Origin of the sequence: Mediterranea sp. An20, assembly GCF_002160055.1 — a bacterium.
GTDB classification, from domain to species: domain Bacteria; phylum Bacteroidota; class Bacteroidia; order Bacteroidales; family Bacteroidaceae; genus Bacteroides; species Bacteroides avicola.
Genome location: NZ_NFJV01000012.1, coordinates 38,019 through 63,765, shown reverse-complemented (window position 1 = coordinate 63,765; position 25,747 = coordinate 38,019). Strand labels below are relative to the sequence as shown.

General features: G+C 51.3%; 18 protein-coding genes and 2 pseudogenes. 10 read left to right on the top strand and 10 right to left on the bottom strand.

What is annotated here, in order from left to right:
* Positions 1-2 precede the first annotated feature (2 nt).
* Both B5F34_RS08645 and miaB read right to left on the bottom strand, forming a co-directional pair.
* Positions 3-908 carry a class I SAM-dependent methyltransferase gene (locus B5F34_RS08645; RefSeq protein WP_087337420.1) on the bottom strand — a complete coding sequence of 302 codons (906 nt, stop codon included), beginning with the start codon at positions 906-908 and terminating at the stop codon, positions 3-5.
* Positions 909-1,343: 435 nt separating this feature from the next.
* Positions 1,344-2,726 carry a tRNA (N6-isopentenyl adenosine(37)-C2)-methylthiotransferase MiaB gene (gene miaB / locus B5F34_RS08640; RefSeq protein ID WP_087337561.1) on the bottom strand — a complete coding sequence of 461 codons (1,383 nt, stop codon included), beginning with the start codon at positions 2,724-2,726 and terminating at the stop codon, positions 1,344-1,346.
* 467 nt (positions 2,727-3,193) lie between these two features.
* On the opposite strand from miaB, the gene B5F34_RS08635 reads away from it, so the two are divergent.
* The 7 genes from B5F34_RS08635 to B5F34_RS08605 all read left to right on the top strand — a co-directional run bounded on the left by B5F34_RS08635 (position 3,194) and on the right by B5F34_RS08605 (position 12,822).
* On the top strand, positions 3,194-3,586 hold the full coding sequence (locus tag B5F34_RS08635; RefSeq protein WP_087337418.1) for a hypothetical protein: 393 nt from the start codon (positions 3,194-3,196) through the stop codon (positions 3,584-3,586).
* A 50-nt stretch (positions 3,587-3,636) separates the two neighbouring features.
* Positions 3,637-5,136, top strand: coding sequence for an acetyl-CoA hydrolase/transferase family protein (locus B5F34_RS08630; protein WP_087337414.1), 1,500 nt, complete (start codon positions 3,637-3,639; stop codon positions 5,134-5,136).
* 23 nt (positions 5,137-5,159) lie between these two features.
* Positions 5,160-7,718: a beta-N-acetylglucosaminidase domain-containing protein gene (locus tag B5F34_RS08625; protein WP_087337411.1), complete on the top strand. Its 2,559-nt coding sequence runs from the start codon at positions 5,160-5,162 to the stop codon at positions 7,716-7,718.
* 511 nt (positions 7,719-8,229) lie between these two features.
* On the top strand, positions 8,230-9,558 hold the full coding sequence (locus B5F34_RS08620; RefSeq protein WP_087337408.1) for a DUF5690 family protein: 1,329 nt from the start codon (positions 8,230-8,232) through the stop codon (positions 9,556-9,558).
* 9 nt (positions 9,559-9,567) lie between these two features.
* Positions 9,568-10,794, top strand: a complete 1,227-nt coding sequence (locus tag B5F34_RS08615) for an FAD-dependent oxidoreductase (RefSeq protein ID WP_087337405.1) — start codon at positions 9,568-9,570, stop codon at positions 10,792-10,794.
* A 42-nt stretch (positions 10,795-10,836) separates the two neighbouring features.
* Positions 10,837-11,616, top strand: coding sequence for an electron transfer flavoprotein subunit beta/FixA family protein (locus tag B5F34_RS08610; RefSeq protein ID WP_087337402.1), 780 nt, complete (start codon positions 10,837-10,839; stop codon positions 11,614-11,616).
* Between the two features lie 18 nt (positions 11,617-11,634).
* Positions 11,635-12,822 (top strand): electron transfer flavoprotein subunit alpha, encoded by a 1,188-nt coding sequence (locus B5F34_RS08605; RefSeq protein ID WP_087337399.1) that lies wholly within the window; start codon positions 11,635-11,637, stop codon positions 12,820-12,822.
* 13 nt (positions 12,823-12,835) lie between these two features.
* Here B5F34_RS08605 and dacB read toward each other — a convergent pair whose 3' ends face one another.
* The 4 genes from dacB to B5F34_RS08585 all read right to left on the bottom strand — a co-directional run bounded on the left by dacB (position 12,836) and on the right by B5F34_RS08585 (position 17,679).
* A complete protein-coding gene (gene dacB, locus B5F34_RS08600) occupies positions 12,836-14,290 on the bottom strand; it encodes a D-alanyl-D-alanine carboxypeptidase/D-alanyl-D-alanine-endopeptidase (RefSeq protein ID WP_087337396.1) in 1,455 nt (484 codons plus the stop codon).
* Complete coding sequence (locus B5F34_RS08595) at positions 14,287-15,501, bottom strand: TlpA disulfide reductase family protein (protein WP_087337393.1); 1,215 nt, start codon at positions 15,499-15,501, stop codon at positions 14,287-14,289. The genes dacB and B5F34_RS08595 overlap by 4 nt, the downstream gene beginning before the upstream one ends.
* A gap of 104 nt (positions 15,502-15,605) precedes the next feature.
* Positions 15,606-16,961, bottom strand: coding sequence for a dihydrolipoyl dehydrogenase (gene lpdA / locus B5F34_RS08590; protein ID WP_087337390.1), 1,356 nt, complete (start codon positions 16,959-16,961; stop codon positions 15,606-15,608).
* Positions 16,962-17,304: 343 nt separating this feature from the next.
* The gene (locus tag B5F34_RS08585; protein WP_087337387.1) at positions 17,305-17,679 is read right to left on the bottom strand and encodes a helix-turn-helix domain-containing protein; all 375 of its coding nucleotides are present in this window, start codon (positions 17,677-17,679) and stop codon (positions 17,305-17,307) included.
* A 238-nt stretch (positions 17,680-17,917) separates the two neighbouring features.
* On the opposite strand from B5F34_RS08585, the pseudogene B5F34_RS08580 reads away from it, so the two are divergent.
* Positions 17,918-18,064 (top strand): annotated as a pseudogene (locus tag B5F34_RS08580) (NAD(P)H-binding protein); the annotation flags it as partial.
* Positions 18,065-18,212: 148 nt separating this feature from the next.
* Positions 18,213-18,998, top strand: a complete 786-nt coding sequence (locus tag B5F34_RS08575) for a hypothetical protein (protein WP_343224306.1) — start codon at positions 18,213-18,215, stop codon at positions 18,996-18,998.
* Positions 18,999-19,242: 244 nt separating this feature from the next.
* Here B5F34_RS08575 and B5F34_RS08570 read toward each other — a convergent pair whose 3' ends face one another.
* The 3 genes and pseudogenes from B5F34_RS08570 to B5F34_RS08560 form a co-directional block, all read right to left on the bottom strand.
* Positions 19,243-20,016, bottom strand: a complete 774-nt coding sequence (locus B5F34_RS08570; RefSeq protein ID WP_087337380.1) for a radical SAM protein — start codon at positions 20,014-20,016, stop codon at positions 19,243-19,245.
* Positions 20,017-20,118: 102 nt separating this feature from the next.
* Positions 20,119-22,128 carry a helix-hairpin-helix domain-containing protein gene (locus B5F34_RS08565; RefSeq protein ID WP_087337377.1) on the bottom strand — a complete coding sequence of 670 codons (2,010 nt, stop codon included), beginning with the start codon at positions 22,126-22,128 and terminating at the stop codon, positions 20,119-20,121.
* 90 nt (positions 22,129-22,218) lie between these two features.
* A pseudogene (locus tag B5F34_RS08560) lies at positions 22,219-23,532 on the bottom strand (alpha-L-fucosidase); the annotation flags it as partial.
* Positions 23,533-23,832: 300 nt separating this feature from the next.
* On the opposite strand from B5F34_RS08560, the gene B5F34_RS08555 reads away from it, so the two are divergent.
* Positions 23,833-24,441, top strand: coding sequence for a DUF4294 domain-containing protein (locus tag B5F34_RS08555; RefSeq protein ID WP_239448893.1), 609 nt, complete (start codon positions 23,833-23,835; stop codon positions 24,439-24,441).
* A 225-nt stretch (positions 24,442-24,666) separates the two neighbouring features.
* Here the strand turns inward: B5F34_RS08555 and B5F34_RS08550 are convergent, their stop codons facing one another.
* Entirely contained in the window at positions 24,667-25,629 is a 963-nt protein-coding gene (locus tag B5F34_RS08550) for a YitT family protein (RefSeq protein WP_087337375.1), read from the bottom strand.
* Positions 25,630-25,747: the final 118 nt, after the last annotated feature.

Genomic DNA, 25,747 nt, shown 5'->3' with positions numbered 1-25,747 from the left:
GCTCAACGGCTCTGTTTTTTTCTGAACACATAAATCAGCGAACTGCTGCGGTCTTTGCGCACCAGGGCGCTGAACCATGCCAGTGTACCCGTCAGCAAGCCGCGCACGAAAGGCAGATTGTGGTGCATGTATTTCTCGGTCAGCATCGACACGTAAAACGCATCAAACGGCATGGGATGCCGCTCTGCCAGAATAAAACCGTGTTTGGCACCAAACTGCTGCATGGTGCCCGGCGTGAAGTGCCACAAGTGGCGCGGCACGTCGTAAGCCGCCCACTGGCCTCCATATTTGTGCGCATCAAACGACGAGCAGTTGGGCACTGCCACAATGAGCACGCCTTTGGGCGACAAGAGGCGGTAAAGTCGTTCCCACGTATCGTTCAGATGTTCGAGGTGCTCCATTACATGCCAAAGCGTGATGACGTCATACGCCCCCTCCTGCAAGGAAGCCCACGCATCGTCGGGCAGCACCTCCAGGCCGAAATGTTCCTTGGCGAACGCCCGTGCCTGCGCATTCTTCTCGATGGCATCCACCCGCCAGCCCCGCTCGTCCATGGCATGGGCAAAATAGCCCGTGCCCGTTCCGATGTCCAGCAGGCGTCCCCTCCGCCGGTGTGCCTCGTTCATCACCAGCCGCGCCTTGCGGCCCAGCATGACAGTACGCACCCAATGGTAGAGCGTGTTGACCAGTCCCTTGCGGGTATCCGAATGTGAAATGTAGTCAGGGGTTTCGTAATAGCGTCCTATCTCCGCTTCCGCGGGAAAATCCTGCGTGAAGAGGAAGCCGCACGCGCTGCAACGGCACAGGTGGAATGCCTCGCCCGAAGCATAGTGGTCCACACACGTCAAAGTGTGCTCCAATTGCGTGCCTCCGCACAGCGGACAGGCTTTTATAGTGACTTTATTCATCCAACGTATCGGCTCAGAAAAAACATGTTGCGGCCTCCGCCCGAGGCGTAAAGCCGCAAGATACCCAAATTTGGCGCAAAGTAATAAATAAAATGCGAATAATCGGGAGTTTGTTAAGGAGATTTAACCGGGGAAACTCTTTTTATCATGCCACGGATACAACAGATAGACACAGGTTCTTTCTTATACCTAAGAAGCCAACGCCTTAGCGCTTGGAAGCAGACGCCTTAGCGCTTTGAAGCAGGAAGCATCTATATAAGAAGAAAATAACAGACACAATAAAGCCGTGAAAGATATGCGAAAGCACTATCCTTCACGGCCATAATATCTGCATCAGCACTTGGACACCAACCGGAGAGCGTGAGGGCACTTGCCGGACTCATACTTCAGACGAAGATGAGCGCCCGCTTCTCAAACGGAAGGCTGTAAATTCATTCAATCGGCCTTGTCCACTTCCACGCCCTTCAGCGTCGCCGAACTGCTTTCCGTTATCTTCACTAAGACACGGTCGCCGATACGATGCCCGCCACGGTCGAACACCACCACCCGGTTCTGCTCCGTGCGGCCGAACAGCTGCTCGCGGCTGCGCTTGGAAACGCCCTCTACCAGCACTTCGAAGGTGTGGCCTACCTGGCGGGCGTTGGCTTCGGCAGAAAGACGGTTCTGCAAGGCTATGATTTCGTTCAGGCGACGGATTTTCACCTCCTCGGGCACATCGTCGGGCAGGTGTTTGGAAGCGTATGTGCCGGGACGCTCGGAATATTTGAACATAAAAGCCGAATCGTAGCGGCATTCTTCCATCAGCGACAGCGACAAGCGGTGGTCTTCTTCCGTCTCGCCGGGGAAACCACAGAATATGTCCGTGCTCAAGCCGCAGTCGGGGATGATGCGGCGGATGGCTGCCACACGCTCCAGATACCACTCGCGATCGTACTTGCGGTTCATCAGCTTCAAAATGCGGCTGCTCCCGCTCTGCACCGGCAAGTGGATGTGACGGCACACGTTGGGCTCATCGGCAATGACGTGCAGCGTCTCGTCGCTCATATCCTTGGGGTGGGAAGTGGTGAAGCGCACACGCATCGCAGGTACGGCACGCGCCACGGTGCGCAACAGTTCGGGAAAGGTTACCACCGTACCGTCCGGATGGGCGAAACGGTAGGAGTTGACGTTTTGTCCCAGCAGGGTGACTTCATGGAAGCCTTTCTCCTGCAAATCGCGTGCCTCGCGCAAAATGCTTTCCACATCGCGGCTACGCTCCCGCCCGCGGGTATAAGGCACGATGCAATAAGTGCAGAAATTGTTGCAGCCGCGCATGATAGATACGAAACCCGACACCCGGTTGGCACCCGGATGCAGGGGCACCACATCGCGGTAGGTTTCCGTGGCAGACAGCTCCACGTTGATGGCACGTTCTCCTGCCTCGGCGGCGGCCATCAGGTCGGGCAACGACAGATAGGCATCCGGTCCCGCCACCAGGTTTACACCGTGATGCTCAATCAGTTCGTCCTTCACACGCTCGGCCATGCAGCCCACCACACCTACGATGAGTCCGGGGTGTTTTTTCCGCAAGGCACGCAACGCCTCCAGGCGGTTCAGTATTTTCTGCTCGGCATTGTCGCGCACGGAGCAGGTGTTCAGAAAGACGGCATCCGCCTCGTCTACACTCTGGGCCGTGTCGTAGCCTGCCATTTTCATCACTGAGGCAATCACCTCGCTGTCGGCCACGTTCATCTGGCAGCCGTAAGTCTCGATGTACAACTTCTTGTTGCCACCGTCGGTTACGGATTTAAAGTCCGTTCCCGTCAGTTCTTTTTCCATAAACAGTTCGTTATAAAATCCGCTTGCAAAGATACGGGTTTGCAGGCAATGAAGAGACGGAATCCTCAAAAAACGCTTAAAGTTCTATGACATCCGTTGTTGTTCAACATTAGCTATGTATCATTAATCCAGGCAAAAAAGCCTTTTACGCGAGCAATACTTTAAATTATGTTAACAGTAAAATATTATTCTTTCGTTAATTTGGTATAAAGCAAATTATTTCGGACATTTGTCCCCCGAAAGAAACATTAGATTTTTTCATAGTTAAGGTTTAGGTTAAAAAGATTAAGGGGAGCTGTGAAGCTGCCCTTTTTTTATGCGAATGCAGCCCCTGCCATCTGCCCGCCCAACTTGTCTTCCCTCTTTTTACCTCTTTTCCTGAGGCAAATACTCAAATTTTACTTTGCATCTCTTAGTTTATCCGGATAATATTCTTAACTTTGGGCGATAAATCATATCCCGACCTTATGGAAGACGTTTTGAAGTTCCTGCTGGTGGCAGCCGTATTGGTGGTGGCATTCATACGGCAAGTCCGGAAAGAAGCGCAGAAAAAAGCGCCGCAACAACCTGCTGTACCCCTGCCCGACGAAGCCTCTCCGCTGCCCCACCCTGAGAAGGAAGACCATACCTATGGCGGCTATATACCCCAGGGACCGGCTCCCGAACCGAAACCGGCTCCCAGACCGCGCCCCATGCTGAACCCCGAAGGACAACGCACCACAAGGACAAGGCAACCCGAAAAGTCTGACAAGGCACCTTCTCTGCAAGAAAAAGCCGGAGACGAGGATTTCCGCATCCAGTCGGTCGAAGAAGCACGCCGGGCCATCATCTGGGGAGAAATCCTATCGAGAAAATACTGACATCGCAACAACTGACATTACAATAAATATAACTATACTTTACAACAACCATGGCACTCAACTACATTTCGGCAGCAGAAGCTGCAAGCCTCATCAAACATGGCTATAACATAGGTTTAAGCGGATTCACGCCCGCAGGTACAGCCAAGGCGGTCACAGCCGAACTGGCCCACATCGCTGAAGCGGAACATGCCGCCGGACGGCCTTTCCAGGTGGGTATCTTCACCGGAGCATCGACGGGCGACTCATGCGACGGTATCCTGTCGCGGGCCAAGGCTATCCGCTATCGGGCGCCTTATACCACGAACAAGGATTTCCGCATAGCCGTAAACAACGGCGAAATTGCCTATAATGACATCCACCTCTCACAAATGGCACAGGAACTGCGCTATGGCTTTATGGGAAAGATAGACATAGCTATCATCGAGGCTTGCGAAGTGACCGATGACGGCAAAATATATCTGACTGCGGCGGGAGGTATAGCTCCTACCGTGTGCCGGATGGCAGACAAAATCATCGTAGAGCTGAACGCCGCACACAGCAAGGCGGCCATGGGTCTGCACGATGTCTATGAACCGCTGGACCCGCCCGCACGACGCGAAATACCTATTTATAAGCCCAGCGACCGCATAGGAACCACCTATATTCAGGTAGACCCGAAGAAAATTGCAGGCGTAGTGGAAACTAACTGGCCCGATGAGGCACGCTCATTTGCGGCAGCCGACCCGCTGACTGACAAGATCGGGCAGAACGTGGCCGATTTTCTGGTAGCCGACATGAAACGGGGCATCATCCCTCCGACGTTCCTTCCCTTGCAGTCGGGCGTGGGAAACATTGCCAACGCCGTATTGAGCGCACTGGGCCACGAAAAGACCATCCCGCCCTTCGAGATGTACACCGAAGTGATACAGAACTCCGTGATAGGACTCATCCGCGAAGGACGTATCAAGTTCGGAAGCGCCTGCTCGCTGACTGTAACCAACGATTGCCTGCAAGGCATCTACGACGATATGGACTTCTTCCGCGATAAACTGGTGCTGCGCCCGTCGGAAATATCCAACAGCCCCGAAGTAGTGCGCCGACTGGGCATCATCTCCATCAACACAGCTATCGAAGCAGACCTCTACGGCAACGTGAACTCCACGCACATCGGAGGCACGAAGATGATGAACGGTATCGGCGGCAGTGGCGACTTCACACGCAATGCCTATATCTCCATCTTCACCTGCCCGTCGGTGGCCAAAGAAGGACGCATCAGCGCTATCGTGCCTATGGTATCACACCATGACCATACGGAACATGATGTCAACGTCATCGTTACCGAGCAAGGTGTGGCCGACCTGCGCGGCAAAAGCCCGAAGGAACGCGCACAAGCTATCATCGAGAACTGCGCACACCCGGATTACAAACAACTGTTGTGGGATTACCTGAAACTGACAGATGGCAAGGCACAGACTCCGCACTCCATACAAGCCGCCCTGGGCATGCATGCCGAATTGGCTCAAAGCGGAGATATGCGCCATACAGATTGGACACAATATAATAAATAATATACTTAAAATCAAAAAGGACTATGAAGTGTACAAAATCACTCGCCGCCTGCCTGACTACCATGTTGGTATGCGGCAACCTGGCAGCACAGGATACTGGTTTCGATCTCTCTTCGCAACGATCGGAGAAACAGTATGTCACTGCTATCCCAGGTAAGAAGATTGACCACAAGGGAATCGTCATCAATCCGACCCCGCAAGTAATGGACATCACGCAGAAAGACATGCTGGTTTCTTTCCAGAGAGGCTTCAACGTGAAAGACAAGAAAGGGAAGTTTGCCCACGCACTGGAGTTCTTGAAAACCGCCAAGGACGGTATCAAACTGACCATCGACATCAATGCCAAGAAGGCTGAAAAAAACGGAGTAAAACCTGTGTCTGGTGCTTACACCCTGACCATCGACGCGGACCAAATCAATATCACGGGTTATGATGAACGGGGAGCTTTCTATGGCATACAAACCTTACGCCAACTGATGCTGAACCCGGACGGTACAGAGAAAAAAGGATTGCCCGTGCTGAAGATTACCGACTGGCCCGACCTGCCCAACCGAGGCGTAGTGGAAGGATTCTATGGCACGCCCTGGTCGCACCAGGTACGCTTGTCGCTCATCGACTTCTGGGGTAAGAACAAAATGAATACGTATCTGTACGGACCGAAAGACGACCCCTACCACAGCAGCCCGAACTGGCGCTTGCCTTATCCGGAGGACGAAGCCCAACAAATCAGCGAGCTTATCGAGGCTTGCAAACGCAATTACGTAGACTTCGTGTGGGCTATACATCCGGGAAAGGACATCAAATGGAACGAAGAAGACTATAACAACTTAGTGCATAAGTTCAACCTGATGTACGACTTGGGGGTACGCTCTTTCGCCATCTTCTTCGACGACATCGAAGGTGAAGGCACCAACCCGGTGAAACAAACCGAACTGCTGAACCGCCTGACCAAGGAATTTGTGGAAGCCAAGGGGGATGTGGAATCGCTCACCATGTGTCCCACAGATTACTCACGACTCTGGGCGAACCCCACGGAGCGAGGCAGTCTGGCTATCTTCGGCCGTACACTGGACCCCTCCATCAAGATTTTCTATACGGGCGATGTGGTATGCAGCGACCTCACCAAAGAAACCATGGACTGGCTGAACAGCCGCATCAAACGACCGGGATATTACTGGTGGAACTATCCGGTAACGGACTACGCACGCCAGTATGTATTGCAAGGACCTACTTACGGACTGGACACCTCGCTGACTGAAAAAGATCTCTGCGGCCTGGTCAGCAACCCGATGGAATATGGAGAAGCTTCGAAACTCGCCCTCTATGGCGTGGCTGATTATGCCTGGAACATCAAAGCCTACAACCCAATGGACAACTGGGAGCGCGGCATGGAGAACCTGATGCCGAAAGCTAAAGAGGCTTACCGTACTTTTGCCATCCACTCCGGAGACACGGAGACGGGTTACCGCCGTGACGAATCGTGGGAAACCACTACTTTCAAGCTGAGCGACTGGAACGATGCTGAGGCACAAGAACTATGGAATGAGTTCGACCGCGTAGAGAAAGCACCTGCTGCCATCGAACAAGGATGTGCCAACGCAGAACTGCTGAAAGAACTGAAGCCGTGGCTGGATGAGTTCAACAAACTGGGTACACGTGGCAAACGTGCCATCGAACTGGGCCGCATCTACCGCGAAGGCAAGGACGATGCCAAATTCTGGAACCAGTATGTGCAGAACCTCATGACGCCGGAAGGACGTGCCGCCTACGAGGCACATAAATCGGGCACGATGAAGCTGCAACCGTTCTATGACAACATCATGGATGATATGGGCGAAGGATTTCTCATCAAGATGGTTGGCTATAAACCGCAGATGTATAAGGGAGTCGGCTCGTTCAGGAATGCCGGCACCACGCTCACCAAACTGATGTTCGACAACGACTCTACCACGTTCTATACCTCTGGAATAAGCCAGAAAAAGAACGACTGGATTGGCGTAGACTTGGGCAGTGTGATGGACGTGAAGGAAATCAACATCCTGCAAGGACGCAACTCGGTGGACGATGTAGACTACTTCGACCATGTGGCTCTGCAATACTCGGCTGACGGACAGAACTGGACGACGCTGATGGACGACATGCAGAAACAATACATCATCAACTGGAAAGGCGAACCCGTACAAGCACGCTACGTGCGCCTGTACCGACTGGATTCGAAAAAGCAGAATTATGCCGCCGTGCGCACTTTCGATGTCAACCCGCTGCGTCTGGACAATATCGGTTTTGCCATCGAAGCTGCCGATGCACAGAAAGCCCTCTATGCTTTCGACAAGCGTCTGGCTACGACCTACACCAACGAAGGCACGCTGTCTTTTGAGGTAGTGCCCGGCACCAAGAGCTACACACTGCTGATGGGCCAGCCTACAGCCAACGGAGTATCGGTGACAATGCTCGACAAAAACGGCCAGAAAGTAGGAGGCGCCATTCTCAGCACTCCCTTCGAGCAGTTGGAAGTGCCGGAGAACGCCGCCAAGATTCAGCTGAACGGAACGGTGGAAATCTTTGAGATTATCGCCAAGTAACTTTTCGCGAAACATAAAAATGCGCGGGATTCCGAAGTTTGTTTACTTCGAAATCCCGCGTTTTCTTTATCCCTCTTTCAACGGAAAAAGAATAACGGATACAGGTAAGGTGCCGATAAAAGAAACAGGCTCTTAAACTTTCCGTCGGATAAACGGCGAAGTTAGTCTATTGACTTTTAATCTATTACTCCGTATATCCAACGGGCATGCTCCCAATCGCTTAGCAGTTGGCTGCCAATCGCTTGGCAACTTCCTGCAAAAGGCTTGGCAGAGAAACACAATTTGCCACGCAGAGATAAAGACCAACTCCTTTTCCCTTCGACAAATCAGAATCAAACCCCTTCGGTAGTTACAGAGACGTTTCAGATATTGCAATCCTGTGACATTATTTTTATATTAACATGACATTATAAAACAGCACAAAAAACGGCCCAAAATTAATTTTTTCATACAGGGTCATCCTCTACCTTTGCAGCGCTTATTCATCACGGCAACAAGCGATTACAAAGATATGAAACCATCCACTGCAAAAAACAAACAGATTTCAGACATCCTGCTGATACTTTGGGCAGGCGGGGCGGCCTTGCTGTCCTACTCACTGGTCTACGCGTTGCGCAAACCTTACACCGCCGCCTCATTTGAGGGGCTCACTTTCTTGGGAAGCGACTATAAAGTTGCAGTCACCACTATCCAGATTTTAGGTTACGTCATTGCCAAATTCTTCGGCATCAAAATCATTTCGGAACTGAAAAAGGAGAACCGTTTCCGTTTCTTCGTCGGTTCGGCCGTGCTGGCAGAAGCCGCCCTTATCGGTTTCGGATTGTTGCCCGCCCCGTGGAACGTGGCAGCCATGTTTCTCAACGGACTTTCGCTGGGGTGCATGTGGGGTGTGATATTCAGCTTTATCGAGGGACGGAAAGTGACGGACATCCTGGCCAGCCTGCTGGGCGTAAGCATGGTGTTCAGTTCGGGCCTTGCCAAAAGCTTCGGGCTGTTTGCCATGAACGACCTGCACATCGACCAATTCTGGATGCCTGCCGTCATCGGCGGTATCGCCCTGCCGCTGCTGGTGTTCATGGGCTATCTGATGAAATGCCTGCCCCCACCCACTGCGGAAGACATCGCCCTGCGCAATGAACGCGTGACGCTCGACGGAAAGGGACGAAAGGCTTTGTTCCGGAAATATGCACCGATACTCTCGCTGCTGTTTGTAGGCAACTTCATGCTGCTGATGCTGCGCGACATCAAAGAAGACTTCTTGGTGAACATACTCGACATGAGCGGCCAGTCTTCGTGGATGTTTGCCCGCGTTGACACCATCGTCACGCTGATTATCCTCGGCATCTTCGCCCTGTTCACTTTCTGCCGCAGCAACATCAAGGCGTTGATTTGCCTGATGTGTTTGGTAGTGACCGGCTGTGCCACCATGACATACGTGTCTTACCACTACGACACACTCCACCTCGAACCGGTAGCCTGGCTGTTCGTCCAGAGTCTTTCACTTTACATTGCCTACCTCACCTTCCAGACAATCTTTTTCGACCGATTCATTGCCTGCTTCCGCATCAAAGGAAACGTCGGATTCTTCATCGCCATGATAGATTTCATCGGCTACCTAGGCACTGTCACCCTGCTCTCTACCAAAGAAATGCTCAACATCGACATCGAATGGTTTGCCTTGTTCAACCACATCGCCTTTGCAGTGGGAGCGATATGTACCCTGCTGTTCAGCGTAACCACCGTGTTGATATACAAAAAATACGCCCGCACGTTCAAGGCTAAGAGAAAGGCAACAGACACGGACGATATCTACCTGAACGTGAACTATAACGCAATATAAAATATAAGAATGAAAACTGACTTTGACATAATCATTATCGGAGGAGGACTGCTGGGCTGTGCCACTGCCTACCAGCTGGCCAAACGCCAAGCCGGACACATCTTGCTGCTGGACGGAAACGAGATAGCCTCGCAAGCTTCGTCGCGGGCAGCCTGCCTGCTGACAAGAGCACGTACCAAACCTGCCCTGATGGAGATGGTGCAGGAAACGTATGACTGCATCGGAGAGATAGAAGAACTGCTGGGTGAATCGCTCGAACTCCAACAATGCGGCAGCATCACCATAGCCTCATCGGAAGCTTCGCTGAAGGGAGTGGAAGCGTTGGAAGAAGCTGCCACACGCTTCGGCATACCCAATGAACGCATCAGCCGGGAACAAACCGGGCAACTGTTGCCGTGGATAGACACCGATGCCATAGACGTGGCGCTGTATATGCCCACCGATGCCTTCATAGACTCGGCACTGCTCTGCTCTGGCTATGCCAAAGCAGCCGCAAAGCTGGGAGTAACCCTACGCCCCAACTGCAAAGTGAAAAGCATTGTCGCGGAAAACGGACAGGTATGCGGCGTAGAACTAATAAACGGCGAACGGCTTCAGGCACCTATTGCGGTGAACGCCGCCGGTGCCTGGGCCAACCTGCTGATGCGTCCGCTGCACGTAGGACTGCCTTTCACACCGGTGCGCAGCCACTTCTGGATTACGGACATCGACCGGAAACGATTCCCTGCCGGACATCCCTTCACCGTGATTGCCGATGCCCGCGCTTTCACCCGTTCAGACGTAGGTGCCTTGATTATCGGACTGCGTGAAAGCCATTGCCAAGCTTTCGACCCCTCCACGCAGACAGACAAACTGGAGGATTTCGACTTCAACCGCTCGGCAGAATGGACGGTGCTCGACGAATGTGCTCCCCTGCTGAAACGCTATCTGCACGACATCGACGACCTGCCCATAGCCCACTACATGGCCGGACCTTCCTGCTACGTGCCCGATGCCATGTTCATCGTAGGTCCTGTGAAAGCGTACAACGGTCTTTTCGCTGTGGCAGGGTGCTGTGGTGGTGGCGTAGCAGCCGGAGGAGGCATGGGGCGTCTGGCGGCGGAAATGATCTGTGGCCATGCCCCGTTTGTACCCCCGACTTTGTTTGCCCCGGAACGCTTCGGAGAAATCGACCCGTTCTCTACCGAATTCCAACGCCGTTGCGCCGATGCCCGCTCCAACAAGAAAGGCGGATAATGCGCTCCCGACAATCCACATGAACCGAATAACAGATATTATATGAAGCGATATACCGTATTCCTGAAACAAGTGCCCCGCTCCACTAAAGTAGAGCTGGATCCTGACACACATACTCTGAAACGCTCATCGGCTGTCACGCAAACCAATCCTGACGACTTGTATGCTCTGCAGGCTGCACTTGACCTGAAACAAAAGACCGGTGCCGAAGTCGTGGCTGTCAGCATGGGTCCTCTCTCTGCCGAAACCGTTTTACGGGAAGCCTTGCAGCGCGGAGCCGACCGGGCCATCCTGCTTTCTTCACCCGCCTTTGCCGGAAGCGACACGTGGTGTACCAGTCTGGTACTGGCCGCAGCCGTACGTAAAATAGGACATTGTGACCTCTTGTTCTTCGGCCGCATGTCCATCGACGGTGACACAGCCCAGGTAGGACCCGAAGTGGCTGCCCACCTTGACATGCCCCAGGTCACCGGACTGATTGCCTTGGAAGATTTTTCCGAAAACAGCATCCGCGTCAGCCGAAAATGCGGAAACAAAATGCAACATCTGGAAATAGACATCCCCTGTGCCGTGATGGTAAGCCGGGAAAACGGCAAACTGGCTTGCCCCACCTTGGCTGGGTGGCGAATAGCACAGCAACAGGAAATTGTCCGATGGAACGAAACCGATCTTGGACTGGAGCGTTCAACAGTAGGGCTGCACGCTTCACCCACTCAGGTGGTGTCCACTTCCGTTCCGCAAACTGCCAAATCCATCCAATGGTTCGATGGAGGGCAACCTGCATCGGAGATGATCCATTCCTTCATTCAACCCTCACGCTAACAACTGGATACTTACAATATGATAGACAATACATCGTTTGCACTACATGTGCTGAAAGACCGGTGTACCGGTTGCGGACTTTGTGCCGATTCGTGCGCTTACAATGCCATCCGCTTTGACGAATATCCGGAAATTGACCCTTCGGTCTGTCGCCTGTGCGGAAGTTGCGTACAAAATTGCCCGGCCGAAGCTCTACAGATAGACACACCTGACACCCCAACTGCACCTCAGGAAAAGACAACAGGCGTTTGGGTATTGGCCGAGACGGTAGGAAATGCCCTGGCCCCAGTCACCAAAGAACTGTTAGGCAAAGCCGCCGTGCTGGCAGAAAAACTGCATCAGGATGTAGAAGCAGTATTGGTGGGATACGGCATCGCTGCCTTGGCAGACGAACTGGCTGCATACGGTGCCAAGCGTGTACACTTGGCAGAAAAAGCAGAACTGGCCGCGTTTGTAGAAGAGAACCAAGCCCACGCAGTAGTGGAAATAGTCAAGGAATGTCGACCGGAAATTCTGCTGGTGGGAGCCACACAGCGCGGACGGGGACTGTCTGCCCGCATGGCTGCCTTGCTGCACACCGGACTGACTGCCGACTGCACCGAACTGGACATAGACACTGCCAGCGGACTGTTGCTGCAAATCCGTCCGGCTTTCGGAGGTAATCTGATAGCCACAATCAAAACTCCGCACTGCCGTCCTCAGATGGCCTCTGTCCGTCCGGGTATCATGAAAGCCCCCGAAAGAAGGACATCGCTAAAAGCCGAAATTATCCGGCACGAACTGCCAGGGTTTGAAAGCGATAAACGCATCCGGCTGATCACCGAAACAGCAGACGCCACGGGTGGCGGGACATTGGGCAACAGCCGGATTGTAATAGGCATAGGACGTGGCGTGAAAAGCAAGGAAACAGTCGACCGAATCCGCCAGTGGGCCACCCGGATAGGAGCAGCCGTGGCAGGTTCACGCGCAGCTGTAGAGGCCGGACTGATAGACGCCCGCCTGCAAGTAGGGCAGACAGGACAAGCTATTGCTCCGGAACTGTACATCGCCATCGGCATCAGCGGACAGATACAGCATACGGCAGGCATTGCAGGCGCGAAAACCATCATCGCCATCAACCCCGACCGTACCGCCCCTATCTTCCATGTAGCCGACTATGGCTGGGCTGTCCAGGCGGAAGAAGCGCTATCAGAACTGGGCATCTGACCAGTTCCAGCACTTACCAATCTGCCAATTCTTCGCACACTGCATCCTGAAAAGCCCTTGCCTTACGCCCAGACAGCACGTTCTGGTTCATAATGGCAAAAGCTATCCAATGGCCGTTGCGGGCTTGCAAATAACCAGACAGACAATTGATGCCGGTATAGGAGCCGGTCTTGGCATGCACGTTGCGACAGGCAGACTTACTCCGGCCCATGCGATGCTTCAGCGTACCGTCTACGCCCGCCACGGGCAAAGCCTTATAAAGCTTGCGGAAAATGTCGGTGTTTGAATAGGCATAACGCAAAAACGACACCAACAGGGCAGGCGATATATAGTCGTAATGCGAAAGGCCGCAACCGTCGGACAGACGGAAATCCAGCGGATTATGTCCCACACGCTTTATCAACTCGCGCACGGCCTTCTGGGCATCGCGGGCACGTACCGGACGATGAGACGTGTAATGGGCCCCTAAACGGTAGAACACAGCTTCGGCGTTGAGGTTGTCGCTCTCTTTCATCATCTCGTCCAGCACCTTTTGGGCAGGTGTGGCATGCGAAGCCAGCAGTGTGCAGAGGCTGTCGCGCACCAGTTGTCCGAAAGCATAGCCGGAGGCTGAATCACCCGTCAGACTGTCTGCCGGGGACAGGCAGGACATCCCTGCGGCACGAAGACGTTCGGCAAAAGTGTGCATGAAGAAGTCTTGTGAAGCATAAAGATTCAGGGTGCGTGCTTCCTTGCGGGTAACATTGCCGGTGATAAGGAGGTCGTTGCTATTCTGCATCCAAGGGCGTGTGATACGCAAAGGACCAGCCGACGGCATACGGCTCCGGCTTCGGTTCACTATCCGGTAATAGGAAGAAACGGGACTGACCGTTACCGTAGCGGGTTCGCCCTGGGCGGCAGGAGACACAGTGACCGTCACTACTCCTTTGTCGAGCATCAGAGGAGAAAGATAGGGCTGGAAGGAAGCCGGATTGTCATCCCACAACCAGCCGCTGCCCCAATACAGGGAATCTTTCATGGAAACATCGCCCAAGATGCGACCTTTTACCACAGAGAAAGGAGCACGTGCCACAGCAGCCACCAGCGAATCTAGATTCTCATCGGTAAATTCCGGGTCGAAACCGCCCACCACATACAAGTCGCCGTAGAGCGTGTCGGCCACTACCCGTCCGCGGGCCCAGACTTCGGTGCGGAAAGGCTCATCGAACTCAGGCTGTGACAAAGCCGTGATGGCAGTAACAAGTTTCATCGTAGAGGCAGGACGCGACAAATGGTCGGCCTGATACTCATAAAGCATCCGGTTTGCCGTAAGGTCATAGACAGACAAACCAACGTCAGAGCCCTTGGGCAGACGATGCTCTACCAAAGAATCGAGATGAGCGGCCAACAGACTGTCGCCGGATGCTGCAGCCCAAGAGAATCCGGGCAAACAGAACAATAAAAGTCCTATAAGTACTGCGATTTTCATGGCAGATGCTTCTTTATAGTTCGTTCCAAAGAGCCTTTCCCGTAACCGTTCCAGACATCCTGCACCTTTCCGTCGGGCGCAATGAGGACATAATGGGGGATGCCATGCACATTATAAGCTGCCGCCAACCCGCTTGCATCGTTACGCAACTCATTCCATTGATTGCCTTTCAAGCCTTTCTTTTTCAGGAATTCCAGCCATAGGTCTTTGGGATCGGACGAAATGCTGACAACAGTCAGACAGTCGGCATAGTCGTCACTTATCTTCTCCAGTTCAGGGATGGACTGCACGCAGGGACCGCATCCCTGGCTCCAGAAGTCCAGCAAGATGTAGCGCCCTTTGAACTCGGCCAGGTGGCGCTCTTGCCCTTCAGTGTCATACAAGGTGCCGTCAACCATTTCATCGCCCACCCCTACTGTCTGTACCGGATAAAGCAGGTTATAAATGCGCTGCCCGTCTGTCGTCTGCCGTACAGAGTCTGGTAGGGTAGCATAAAGCTCCTTCAGCGGTTTTTCCAACGTCAGGAAATCATGGAGGAAGTCATAATCCGGAGCATTGCCCAACATCATGGCCTGCATCTCCAATTCATCCATCCAAACTTGCGAAAAAGGAGCCGTCTGCAGGCACTCTACCGTGCGCTGCGCTTTCTGGTACTCCAACTGGAAAGAGAGACGCATCAACGAATCAATCCGGCTTTTCAACTGCTGAAAGGCAGGCACATCCATTGCGCCATGCTGTTGTGCATCCTTCAACATCTGCACGAGGCTGTCGCGTTGAAGGTCGCACAACACCTGCTGACGAAGCAGGTTGCGGGTACAGTCGGCAAAACGGTTCTGTTCCACCTGTTCGGGCAGGTTGCTCCGCACCTCCCATAAGTTAATCAGTTTGTCATTACCCGTCACTTCTACCTTTTCTCCGGGTGCCACCCATACAGTAAGGTAACTGCTGGGAAAACCCGGAGCAATGCATAATAAATAAAATTTCCGGGTGGCAGAGAGAGTATCGCTGAAAGTAAAATGCCCCCCTGCAACCGTATCGCATTGCATCATCTCCAACAGGTCGCCGTTATCGCGTAAAAGACTGATGACCGTACTGTCCGGCACGCCCGTCAGCGTACCTTCTATCCGATACTCATTCCCCGGTACCGAAGGACCGCAGGAGATAAGCCACATAGCGGCACCACACAAGCCGCCGAAAAGCTGTTTCTTCATAAGTTATTACCTTATTTTTTACTCACTATATATATGTAGTGCCGTCAACAGACAACTGTCAGACGGCACACTGCTCCATTATCTTCTGGAACATAACCCGCAATCTAACGGGATTCTGCACAAGCTTCCTTGAATATCTCGCCCACTGTAGGATGCGGGAAGACCATGCGTGCCCACTGTCCCGCAGTCAACCCTAAGGAAATGGTCATGCCTGCCAGAGTAATGATTTCCGAAGCCGGATTGCCCAAGACATGTGCGCCCAAGATGACATCATTTTCACCGAGAATGAGCTTGCAGACACCGTTCACGCCCTCATTCTCTGCCACAAAACGGCCCGAATAAGCCATTGGAAGCTTCACCGTGCGACAAGCGATGCCTTTGCGCTGCAAGGATTCCTCGGTCTCTCCCACCCCGGCAATCTCCGGGTTGGTATAAACCACACCGGGAATGGCGCGATAGGACATTTCATCGGCAACGCCCGCAATATGGTGCACAGCCACTTCGGCTTCACGCACAGCTGTATGAGCCAGCAGAGAGAAGCCTGTCAGGTCGCCGCAGGCATATACGCCAGACACGGAGGTCTGCATGTGGCTGTCCACACAGAGCTGTCCGCGCTCCGTCTTCTGCAAGTCCAGATTTTCCAGCCCGAAACCTTTCGTGACGGGACGACGTCCTACACTGAGCAATACTTTTTCGGCTTCGAGCACAGCAGGACCGCCGGCATTCTCTACAGCCACACGCACAGCCTGTTCATCGCCTTCCAATGAAACGACCTTGGTGGAAGTGAGGAACGTGATGCCGCGCTTGGCATAATCTGCACGAAGCAAGGCGGACAGTTCGCGGTCCATACCTCCCAAAATCTCGTCCATCATTTCGACCACCGTCACTTGGGTGCCTAAACTGTTGAAGAAAGAAGCAAACTCCATGCCAATGACACCGCCGCCCACGATAATGAGCGACTGCGGCAACGTCTTGCTGTCCAAGGCATCGCGGTGTGTCCAATATGGCACACTCTCCACACCGGGGATGGGCGGAATGAACGTCTCGGAGCCGGTGCAGAGCAGCAGATTGTCGCATTCGTACACCTCTTCGCCGCACTGCACATGATTCTTGTCGGCAATCACAGCCTCGCCTGTCACGATATGCACACCGCAACCTGTCAGCTTAGACTTGATGCCAAGCACCAGCTTGCGCACCACCTTCTGCTTGCGGGCAATGATTTTGGCAAGGTCGAAAGAAGGTTCGGCAGTGGCAACGGCATACTTCTGCGCATGGCGGGCCGTGTCGAACACCTTGGCCGAATAGAGCAGAGTCTTGGTAGGGATACAGCCTTCGTTGAGGCAGACACCGCCCAAGGCACGTTTCTCAAACAACACAACACTGAGTCCCGCCCGTCCGGCGGCTTCGGCGGCCGTATAACCCGCAGGGCCTCCGCCGATAATGGCAACTTGATATTTCATGGATATTCTGTTTTAAAATTTGGCCGCAAGATACGAAATTATTTTCGTCCGCAGGAAAGAGACACGATGATTTAAATGATTATTTGATGCAGCATCTCACCAAGGCACGGCAGGCAGATTGCATCCCGACAACACTCAGCGACAAACTGCCAAAGGCTTGGAAGCACATGGCCAAGCTATGAGAAACAAACTGCCAAAGGCTCGGAAGCAGGCTCCTTATACCTTAGAATCAATATGCTGATTTACAAACACATACTATCACAGAAAACGGAACCGACAAATGACTTCGCTTTCCGATGCTATACAACAAAATCACCTGCCCCACCCCTCATACAGGCGCGTATCACCTTTCACTGGCCTTCTTTCTGTCGCTTATAATAGCATCTTTATTCTCCAAAGCCCAACCTATCAGCGCATTGATGTGCGGGAGCAGAGAATGAGCACGTGATGTCAGTGCATATTCTACCCTTGGAGGCACTTCCGGATATACGGTACGGGTCACATAACCATCATCCTCCAACGTGCGCAGGGTTACCGTCAGCATCTTCTGCGATATGTCGGGTATTTCGCGCTGCAATTCCTTGAAACGTACCGTTGTCTTATCTGCCTTGTTCAGCGTGTATATAACTAAAAGCGACCACTTGTTGCAGAGTTTTGCCAGAATATTCCGTATGGGACAATCTGGGAAGAATGCATCTTCTATCATCGTTCTATCCATAATACAATGTATTTCAAATTACTCTACAAAGGTAAGTAAATACCTTTTGAGTAGCAAGAAACTTTTTTCAAAAAATTTTTTGCTTGTAAACAGCTTATATCCAACAATGGTTACTTCGACGTAAGTTTCTGATGTTCAAGTGCCTTCTTGTGCATCTAAACTTCTCTTGCTACTTTTGCAGCGTAAAGGAAACAAAGACACTTTTAGTAAGTAATAAACTCATTAAACAATGAAGGACATGAAGAATGTAACATTGATTGGAGCGAGCGGATTCGTCGGAACCGCCCTCCTGAACGAACTGTTGGCAAGAGGCCACAAAGTGACAGCTGTTGTACGCAATCCCGACAAAATAGGCGTATCGAATTCCAACCTGGCAGTTGCAAAGCTTATGGTAGATGAACTGGAGACTCCCAAACACCACTACGAGCGCTTTACCATCGGATATTAAGAAACTCAATCGTATCATCACAAGAAAACCGTAAACAATGAAAAAGGTATTATTTATTCTATTCAACCTCTTAACATTAACAGCTATGGCACAGACAAAAGGACATTTTGAGGTACATGACCTCGGCAATTTCAAACTACATGTGTATTACACCAACGATGCGTTGGGCGATGCAAGCTACATCATCGAGGGCAAAAATGCGCTCGTGACAATGGAACAGCCGCTGTTCAAAGACAATGTGGCAGAGTTTGATGCCTATCTTTCCCAATTAGGCAAAACGGTCGAGAAACGTATCACCGATTATCATGTTGGTGGAACCGGTAGCCACGAGGTGGTTATGGCGGAAGGCATGCCCGCATTTACGAAAGGTGAAATCTATGGCGGCATGATGCAGGGTTTTGCACAAGCATTCGGCGATGCCCTTACCGACATGCCTACGGGCAAGGCATCGGAAGTGGCATTTGGCACAACGCAGACATGGGCAGGCATTTCGTTCGAATTCCGTCACGGGGCGGCATCCGATTTTCCGGGCGCAAGCATCCTCATAGGCGGCAAAGTCTATTATACACACTGGACTCCGGCCAAAGCACATGTCAGTCACCTGCAGGTTTCATCACCGGCTGCCATTGACGCGGAAATTGCCGAAGCGGAAAACTCATTGGCGTCGAAAGCGGAATTGTTTATCGGTGGACACGGCGGTGCAGCACAACGCGATGCGGTAGAATTCAAAATCGCCTACCTGAATAAGATGAAAGAAGTGTTTGAAGACAACCGTACCGCACAAACTTTTGTGAATGCCATGAAAGAAGCTTTCCCCGGTCTGCCGGGAGAAACTGGCCTGGAAGAGTTGGGCAAAGCTCTCTATAAATAATGGGTAAACACCCTAACGGTTTGATAGCAAACACAGAGCCACAAAGGCAAAAAGTCTACAGCGTTTACAGAAAAGAGGAATGCCCTACACGGCAAAGCCTCCTCTGTAAACGCTCTGATGTTTTCTTGCAGCCAATCATGGAGCACTTAGTGTCTCTGCAACGCTCTGTCTAACAAATAGGAAAACGCTTAATCCATAAGCAGATAAGAAGTCCGGAAACAGACCGGCAGAATTTCAGACCTAATCAATACGATACACTTACCTCCAAGCCAGCCTCACGCACCAAATTACCGATACGGTCCAGCTCCTCGTGCGACGCCTTGCGCAGGTCATGGTCGGGAGTTTCGCGGTCGATGGTATAAATCATCACCTGGCGAGGAGCCACCTCTTTCACCCGTTCCAGCCAAGGTAATACGAAGCGGTCGGTCGTATTGTCCATGTCACGCCCCCGATATTCTCCTTTCAAGAACATGGTCTGAATGATGCAATGACCGTGAAACGCTTTCATTCCTTCGATGATGGCCTCTACCGAATAATGCCCAGACGGGCGGTCGAGTGTCCGGATGTATTCCTCATCCACCGTGTCCAGCTTCAGAATGTTATTGTCTATCTTCTGCAAAGCGGCAAACACTGCGGGTTTATGTATGAAGGTAGAATTGCTCAGCACACTTACCTTGGCTTGAGGAAAATACTTATCGCGCAGTGCCAAGGTATCCTCAATGATTTCAGGAAAATGCGGATGCGCTGTCGGCTCTCCGTTGCCGGCAAAAGTCAGCACATCGGGTGCAGGACCGTTTTGCCGCATGTCCTGCAAACGGGCTTCTAAAGCTGTACGTACTTCTTCGCGGGTGGGGCGCGGCAACTTAGGGCGGAAATCTTCGTTGAAACCACATTCGCAATAAATACAATTGAACGTACACAATTTGCCATCAGCAGGCATCAGGTTGATTCCCAAAGAAACTCCCAGACGACGGGAGTGTACTGGTCCGAAAATGGGAGACGGATAAATGACAGTCATAATTACAAAGTTTTATTCTTGCGACAAAAATAAGGGTTTTATACTGAACCTCCAACAGAAAAAGCAGAAAGCCGACGGGACATTTTCCAGCCGGGTCTTGTGTCAGAACTTCAACCTTACCTGCATCTGTAGGTCAGTCTTCCGGTTGCTGCGTATCAGGTCATTTCCGGAACCTATCTCATCCCGATCCTTATAACAAGTGTGTCCCAGCTTAGCCAGCAACATCAGCGTTTTTCCCACGTCATAACGCAAATGGGCAGAGCAACGAAAACCATTCCCTGAAAAAGAAGGAGAATAGAACGTATAAAGCAGCCCTTTCTCGTAGACATAGATACGTGAATCATAATCGTCCGTATCAAAATATGTACCCTGCACCGACAATGTCAACGGAAACCAAGGCAGGGTGCAGGCTACCGATTGGGTGCAGTGCCAACCGTGGCTGGCAGACAAGTTCTGCTGGGCGAAGACATTGTAATCTGCCGTAGTCTGCAACTTCCAGGCACCTGGAGTATAAGTCAGACGGAAGCGCCCCCTGTTATGAAAAGTCGACACAATCTCTTCTCCGCCTGTTCCTGTTACGTCACGCTCACGGTGCTTGAAACGATAATTGACCAACAGCAGCAAGTCCCTGCGGGGGGTATAAGTCGCCTGAAAGCGGAAATCTGTTCCCTGCGACGGTTTACTGATGCGGTATCTCCACCAAGGAAAAGAAAACAAATCAACCGAGGCAAAGAAACGCCAGCGGGCAAAGGGTGATATTTCGGCTGCCAGGTACCAGCCGTTTTCGTTTTGCGGAGTGCTTCCTTCGCCAAAGGCATGAGCAAACATCGCCCAGTAATCGTGTGCGTAATAACGATGCACCAACAACAGACGGTAATCGGAAGTAAAGTCGTAACTCAGTCTATTGAACAAAGCATATCCTCGTTTACCCAATGCAGCCTCGCCCGTCCACCCAAAACGTCCCAGCCGGTAACGGTAATCCAAGCCTATGTTATAAAAGTGGTTGCCGCGCAGATTGTATTTGGCATATTCACGCAAAGCAGGTTCGTAGGGATGATTGAAGAAATAGTAAATGCCCGTTAGTCCCGCTTGCAGGCGGCGTCCTTGCCAGGAAACATTTCCGCCCGCCAGTTGCAAGGTAAAGGTATGTCGTTTGTCTGCCTCCGACTGCGTACGGTGCAATCCTGTCTTATAAATAGAAACGATGCTTCCTTCTTCTATCCGGCCATCCATGACACGATGCGAATAGAAAGCCGATACTTCCAGCCGGCGTACTGCCTCTATCGTAACGGCAGCTCCTCTGAAGTAATTGTATTCGTCCGTAGAGCCATGTTTGCGGATGCCCCGGCTACGATAATCGGATGTGGCCAATGAAAACGATTTACCCTGCCCGAAGCTGTTTCCCAATACCAGCCCCTGCCCGAAATCCAAGCGGAACGTGCCCAAAGCCAATGTCTTCAGCCAACCTCGCTTTTTGAGCAGAAAATAGTAAGAATAATAATCATATCCCTGCTTGTCGTGCAAGGCAAAGAACGGTTCTCCCGCATCTTTTTCAGCAGCAAAGCCTGCCTGCACATAATCGCCATAGCGGAAAGAATAGCGCAATGAATGGTAAAGAGGCGGTCCCAAATAGTTTTCTTCATAGCCTTTGCGTGTATAAAACGGCACATCGAAGCGGGCCAGGGCTTCTTGTTTGCCATAACGCAGTATGTTCTTCAGTGCAGGGAAACCTCTCTCCTCCTCCACGGGTTTTACGCAGACAAACGGTTTCAAAAGCTCGATGGTACGTTTGTCCATTTCTTCTACCAACTGCAGTTCATAAATGCTCTGCATCTGGCCGTGAATGTAAAGATATGCCTGTATGTTTTCCACCTGAAGAGAAGTGAGGAAAGGAAACTGCTCCAATTCTTCCCGGGTGGCAGTGTTCAAGTTAAGAGGCTCGTGCAAACGGTGTGACAATTCTTCCAATTCATCTTCCCACGTGGAAGCGTCGGCTTCTTCTGCCAACTCTTCGAGGTTTTCTTCCCACAAAGACACAGAAGGAACCTGCGCTTCCAACGTAAGAAAGAAAGACGACAGACACACACATACAGCCGTCCGAATTACTTTCATCCGTCAATCATTATCGTTAACAAACAGATTATTCTTTTCTCAATCGCCGCAATCCTGTATTGCCACCACTGCTTGTGTGTCGTAAAGTGCCATATTATTCAGACAAAGCGGTCCTCTGGCTTTCTCCAGACGGATACGGAGACCGGATATTAACAGGCGTTTGAACCGAATCAGGCGTTTGTAGCCAATAGTGGTGGTGACCTCGCCTCCTGTATCTACAGGCTGCCACTTTCCATCCACCAGGCATTCTACGGAAAATGACTGTACCCGTTGCCCCAACGGAATATATTCCTGCAGCATCAGACAATCGGCCGAAGTGACAGCCGGTAGCTTGAATTCCACCACAGCACTGCTCACACTGTCTGTCGTTGCCCAATAGGTATCATATTTCCCATCGGTAAGTGCTTCGGCCGTATAAGGTTTACCTCGTTCATCAGACACGGCAGGAACGATTCCCGCCAGCAGGTCTTTAGACAACTGACGCTCTATTTCCTGATGGAAACGGACAGCACAAGCCGAATCTGTGGGATGTATCAATCCGTCTCTGTCGACAGGGAAATTCAGTAACAAGGTAGCATTGCGTCCCACACTCTTATAATAAATGTCTACCAACTGCTCCACACTCTTCACCTGGTTGTCTTCTTCCGGATGATAGAACCAGCCCGGACGGATGGACACATCGCATTCGGATGCCACCCACATGTCGCCGTCAGCATGTCCGGTATGCAGTTCGTCGGCATTCGGATAACCCGGATATACCACTCCCTTGCGCAGAAACGACCAGTTGGTCTCACTGGCTATACCCCGTTCATTGCCCGTCCAACGGCAACCTGGTCCGCCATCAGAAAAAATAACGGCCTGCGGCTGGAGGCTGTCTAAAGCTGCAAAAATGCCCGGCAGGTCATAATATGTTTTGCGGTCGATGGTACGTTTCTCTTTGGCACCACCATACCAGCCGTCGCCACCGTTGGCACCATCAAACCAGACTTCAAACAATGGTCCGTAATGTGTCATTAAATCCATCCACTGTGCATGATAATACTCCACGTAGGAAGGCGTGCCGTAATCGGCCCGGTTACGGTCCCAAGGCGAAAGGTAAATTCCCATTTTCAGGCCATACTTCCGGCAGGCATCAGACAATTCTTTCACTAAGTCACCCTTGCCGTCACGCCAGGGAGAATTCTTCACACTGTATTCCGTTCCTTCAAACGGCCACAGGCAAAAGCCGTCATGGTGTTTGGCAGAAAGGATAACTCCCTTCATGCCTGCCTTCTTCAGGGTCTGTGCCCATTGTTCGCAATTGAGCTTGACAGGATTGAACGTGCGGGGGTCCGAATCGCCATACCCCCACTCTTTGTCGTTGAATGTGTTCAGACCGAAATGGATAAAAGCATACGTTTCCATCTGTTGCCAAGCCACCTGTTTGGGTTGTGGAATGGGATACACGGGTTCGGGAGGAGCTACGGCAGTTTCCTTCTGAGTACAAGAGAAGCAAAGAGCTGCTACAAATAAAGCAGAAAAAAGTTTCTTATTCACGGTATTGCTGTTTATGTTTAATAAATGTAAGACAAAGGTAGAGTTTTTTTGGGAAAAACAAGTTCGGACAGACGACAAAATACGCCGGACTTTACGCAGAAATAAGTTAAAATGGCAAACCCGGCAGAGAAATTCGGCAGAATAGCGTACATTTGTCCCATTATGTATCTGTCACGGAAAACCATACTGTCTCTGGTCTTCTTCTTCCTGGCCACTACCTGCCTGGCCCAACATACGGAAGAAGAAACAACGGAACCTGCTACCGCCTACCGTGTCCGCACGATGGTCTACAAAGGTGACACCATTCCCTACATCGCGTTGCCGGCAGTCTACATCTACCGGCCGATGCAGTTCAAGAACAAACGCCAGGAGAAACGTTACAGCAAATTAGTGCGCGACGTAAAGAAGGTATTGCCACTGGCCAATGAAGTGCAGCATGCCATCATAGAGACCTACGAATACCTGATGACCCTGCCCGATGACAAGGCACGCCAACGCCACATGAAAGCCGTGGAAAAAAGCATCAAGGAACAATATACACCACGGATGAAGAAACTTACCTTTGCGCAAGGTAAACTGCTGATAAAACTGGTAGACCGACAGACACAATCTACCGGCTACGAATTAGTGAAAGCTTTTCTCGGCCCCTTCCGCGCAGGATTCTACCAGGCTTTCGCCGCTCTGTTCGGTGCCAGCCTGAAGAAAGAATACGACCCGGAAGGCGAAGATGCACTGACCGAAAGAATAGTGCGCATGGTAGAAAACGGACAGCTGTGAAATGTCCGACTAACAAACCGCCGCTTTTGTAGCGCTCACTCTTATTTATAAAAGGTCTATTTCTAAGGTATAAGAAAGCAGGCTGATACAGATAAGAAGCAGACTCGATATACCTTTCCACCCGAACGCAGAAATATCTTCTCCGGACATCTCTGCGCTCTTCAATCTCAATTCACTGATTCACAAATCGTTTCGCATAGTTACTTATCCGATAGAAACAGGTATTCACTCCGGCTGCAATTCGTTCTTCGAAGGCAACTGTTTCCACCCCTCACCAAAGGTGTCGTACGCATCGGTCACTACCACAAACGCATTGGGATCGGCTTCTTTAATCTTGGTTTTCAATCCGGCCACCTCTTTATAACTTACCACAAGAAAGAGCATTTCTTTGTCTTCCTTCGTATAAAGACCGCTGCTCTTGATGCAGGTAGCCGTGCGATCCAAATCTTCGATGATGTAATTGTGCAAATCGACGAGGCTCTTGCTGCTGATGACAAATATGAGTTTATCATTTTTCTCGCCGTTGATAACGCGGGCCAATACACGTGAAGTAACGAAAATGGCAATAAGAGAGTAGAAAGACAAATGCCACGAAGGTTGCGAAACATCTTCCGTGCCACCCACGCCAAAGCCTATCACAACCAAACCGAAACATACCACTACCCCATCTACCAGCAGAATGGCATTGGAAAACTTGATGTGTGCGTATTTCTGCAAAATCATCGCCACAATATCGCTGCCGCCTGTAGTGGCCTGCTGACGCACTACAATGCCCTGACCAATGCCGATGACCGCTGCTCCGATAAGTGTGGTCAGCATCAAGTGGTCCGTCATGTCCATCGTGCCTCCCAGCAACTGCGTAGGATCAAGGGCATGAAGCGCTTCTTCTGTAGGATAAGACAAATACGAAATGGCATTCATGATGAACGGTGTACTTAATGCAGCGGCAATGGTACGGCCCCCCAGTTTAGACCCCAGCAAAAGCACGGAAAGTATCATCAGCGGAATGTCGAACATATAACCGAAAGTACCTACCTGGATGGAAGGAAACAGATTGTGCAACACAATACTGGCACCATATACACCACCCGGCACAATGTTGTAGGGATTGATAAAAAACACGAAGCCTGCGGCCATAATCGTACATCCTACAAAAATATTTATCCAAGAGAAAATAAGTTTACCCATAACGCATTATATTTATGCGGCAAATATACACAAAAATACTCACATACATACCAAAAATAAGGAAGAAGAACAGAAAACTTTATTTGCTACGGGCATCCATACATATTCACTCTGTTAT

Excerpts from the sequence above, each read along its gene's own strand:
- dacB (WP_087337396.1), bottom strand. The coding sequence starts at position 14,290 with ATGAAAATCGCAGTACTTATAGGACTTTTATTGTTCTGTTTGCCCGGA.
- B5F34_RS08635 (WP_087337418.1), top strand. The coding sequence starts at position 3,194 with ATGGAAGACGTTTTGAAGTTCCTGCTGGTGGCAGCCGTATTGGTGGTG.
- B5F34_RS08550 (WP_087337375.1), bottom strand. The coding sequence starts at position 25,629 with ATGGGTAAACTTATTTTCTCTTGGATAAATATTTTTGTAGGATGTACG.
- B5F34_RS08630 (WP_087337414.1), top strand. The coding sequence starts at position 3,637 with ATGGCACTCAACTACATTTCGGCAGCAGAAGCTGCAAGCCTCATCAAA.
- B5F34_RS08565 (WP_087337377.1), bottom strand. The coding sequence starts at position 22,128 with ATGAAAGTAATTCGGACGGCTGTATGTGTGTGTCTGTCGTCTTTCTTT.
- B5F34_RS08570 (WP_087337380.1), bottom strand. The coding sequence starts at position 20,016 with ATGACTGTCATTTATCCGTCTCCCATTTTCGGACCAGTACACTCCCGT.
- B5F34_RS08605 (WP_087337399.1), top strand. The coding sequence starts at position 11,635 with ATGATAGACAATACATCGTTTGCACTACATGTGCTGAAAGACCGGTGT.
- B5F34_RS08595 (WP_087337393.1), bottom strand. The coding sequence starts at position 15,501 with ATGAAGAAACAGCTTTTCGGCGGCTTGTGTGGTGCCGCTATGTGGCTT.
- B5F34_RS08625 (WP_087337411.1), top strand. The coding sequence starts at position 5,160 with ATGAAGTGTACAAAATCACTCGCCGCCTGCCTGACTACCATGTTGGTA.
- B5F34_RS08645 (WP_087337420.1), bottom strand. The coding sequence starts at position 908 with ATGAATAAAGTCACTATAAAAGCCTGTCCGCTGTGCGGAGGCACGCAA.
- B5F34_RS08610 (WP_087337402.1), top strand. The coding sequence starts at position 10,837 with ATGAAGCGATATACCGTATTCCTGAAACAAGTGCCCCGCTCCACTAAA.
- B5F34_RS08575 (WP_343224306.1), top strand. The coding sequence starts at position 18,213 with ATGGCACAGACAAAAGGACATTTTGAGGTACATGACCTCGGCAATTTC.
- lpdA (WP_087337390.1), bottom strand. The coding sequence starts at position 16,961 with ATGAAATATCAAGTTGCCATTATCGGCGGAGGCCCTGCGGGTTATACG.
- B5F34_RS08585 (WP_087337387.1), bottom strand. The coding sequence starts at position 17,679 with ATGGATAGAACGATGATAGAAGATGCATTCTTCCCAGATTGTCCCATA.
- B5F34_RS08615 (WP_087337405.1), top strand. The coding sequence starts at position 9,568 with ATGAAAACTGACTTTGACATAATCATTATCGGAGGAGGACTGCTGGGC.
- miaB (WP_087337561.1), bottom strand. The coding sequence starts at position 2,726 with ATGGAAAAAGAACTGACGGGAACGGACTTTAAATCCGTAACCGACGGT.
- B5F34_RS08620 (WP_087337408.1), top strand. The coding sequence starts at position 8,230 with ATGAAACCATCCACTGCAAAAAACAAACAGATTTCAGACATCCTGCTG.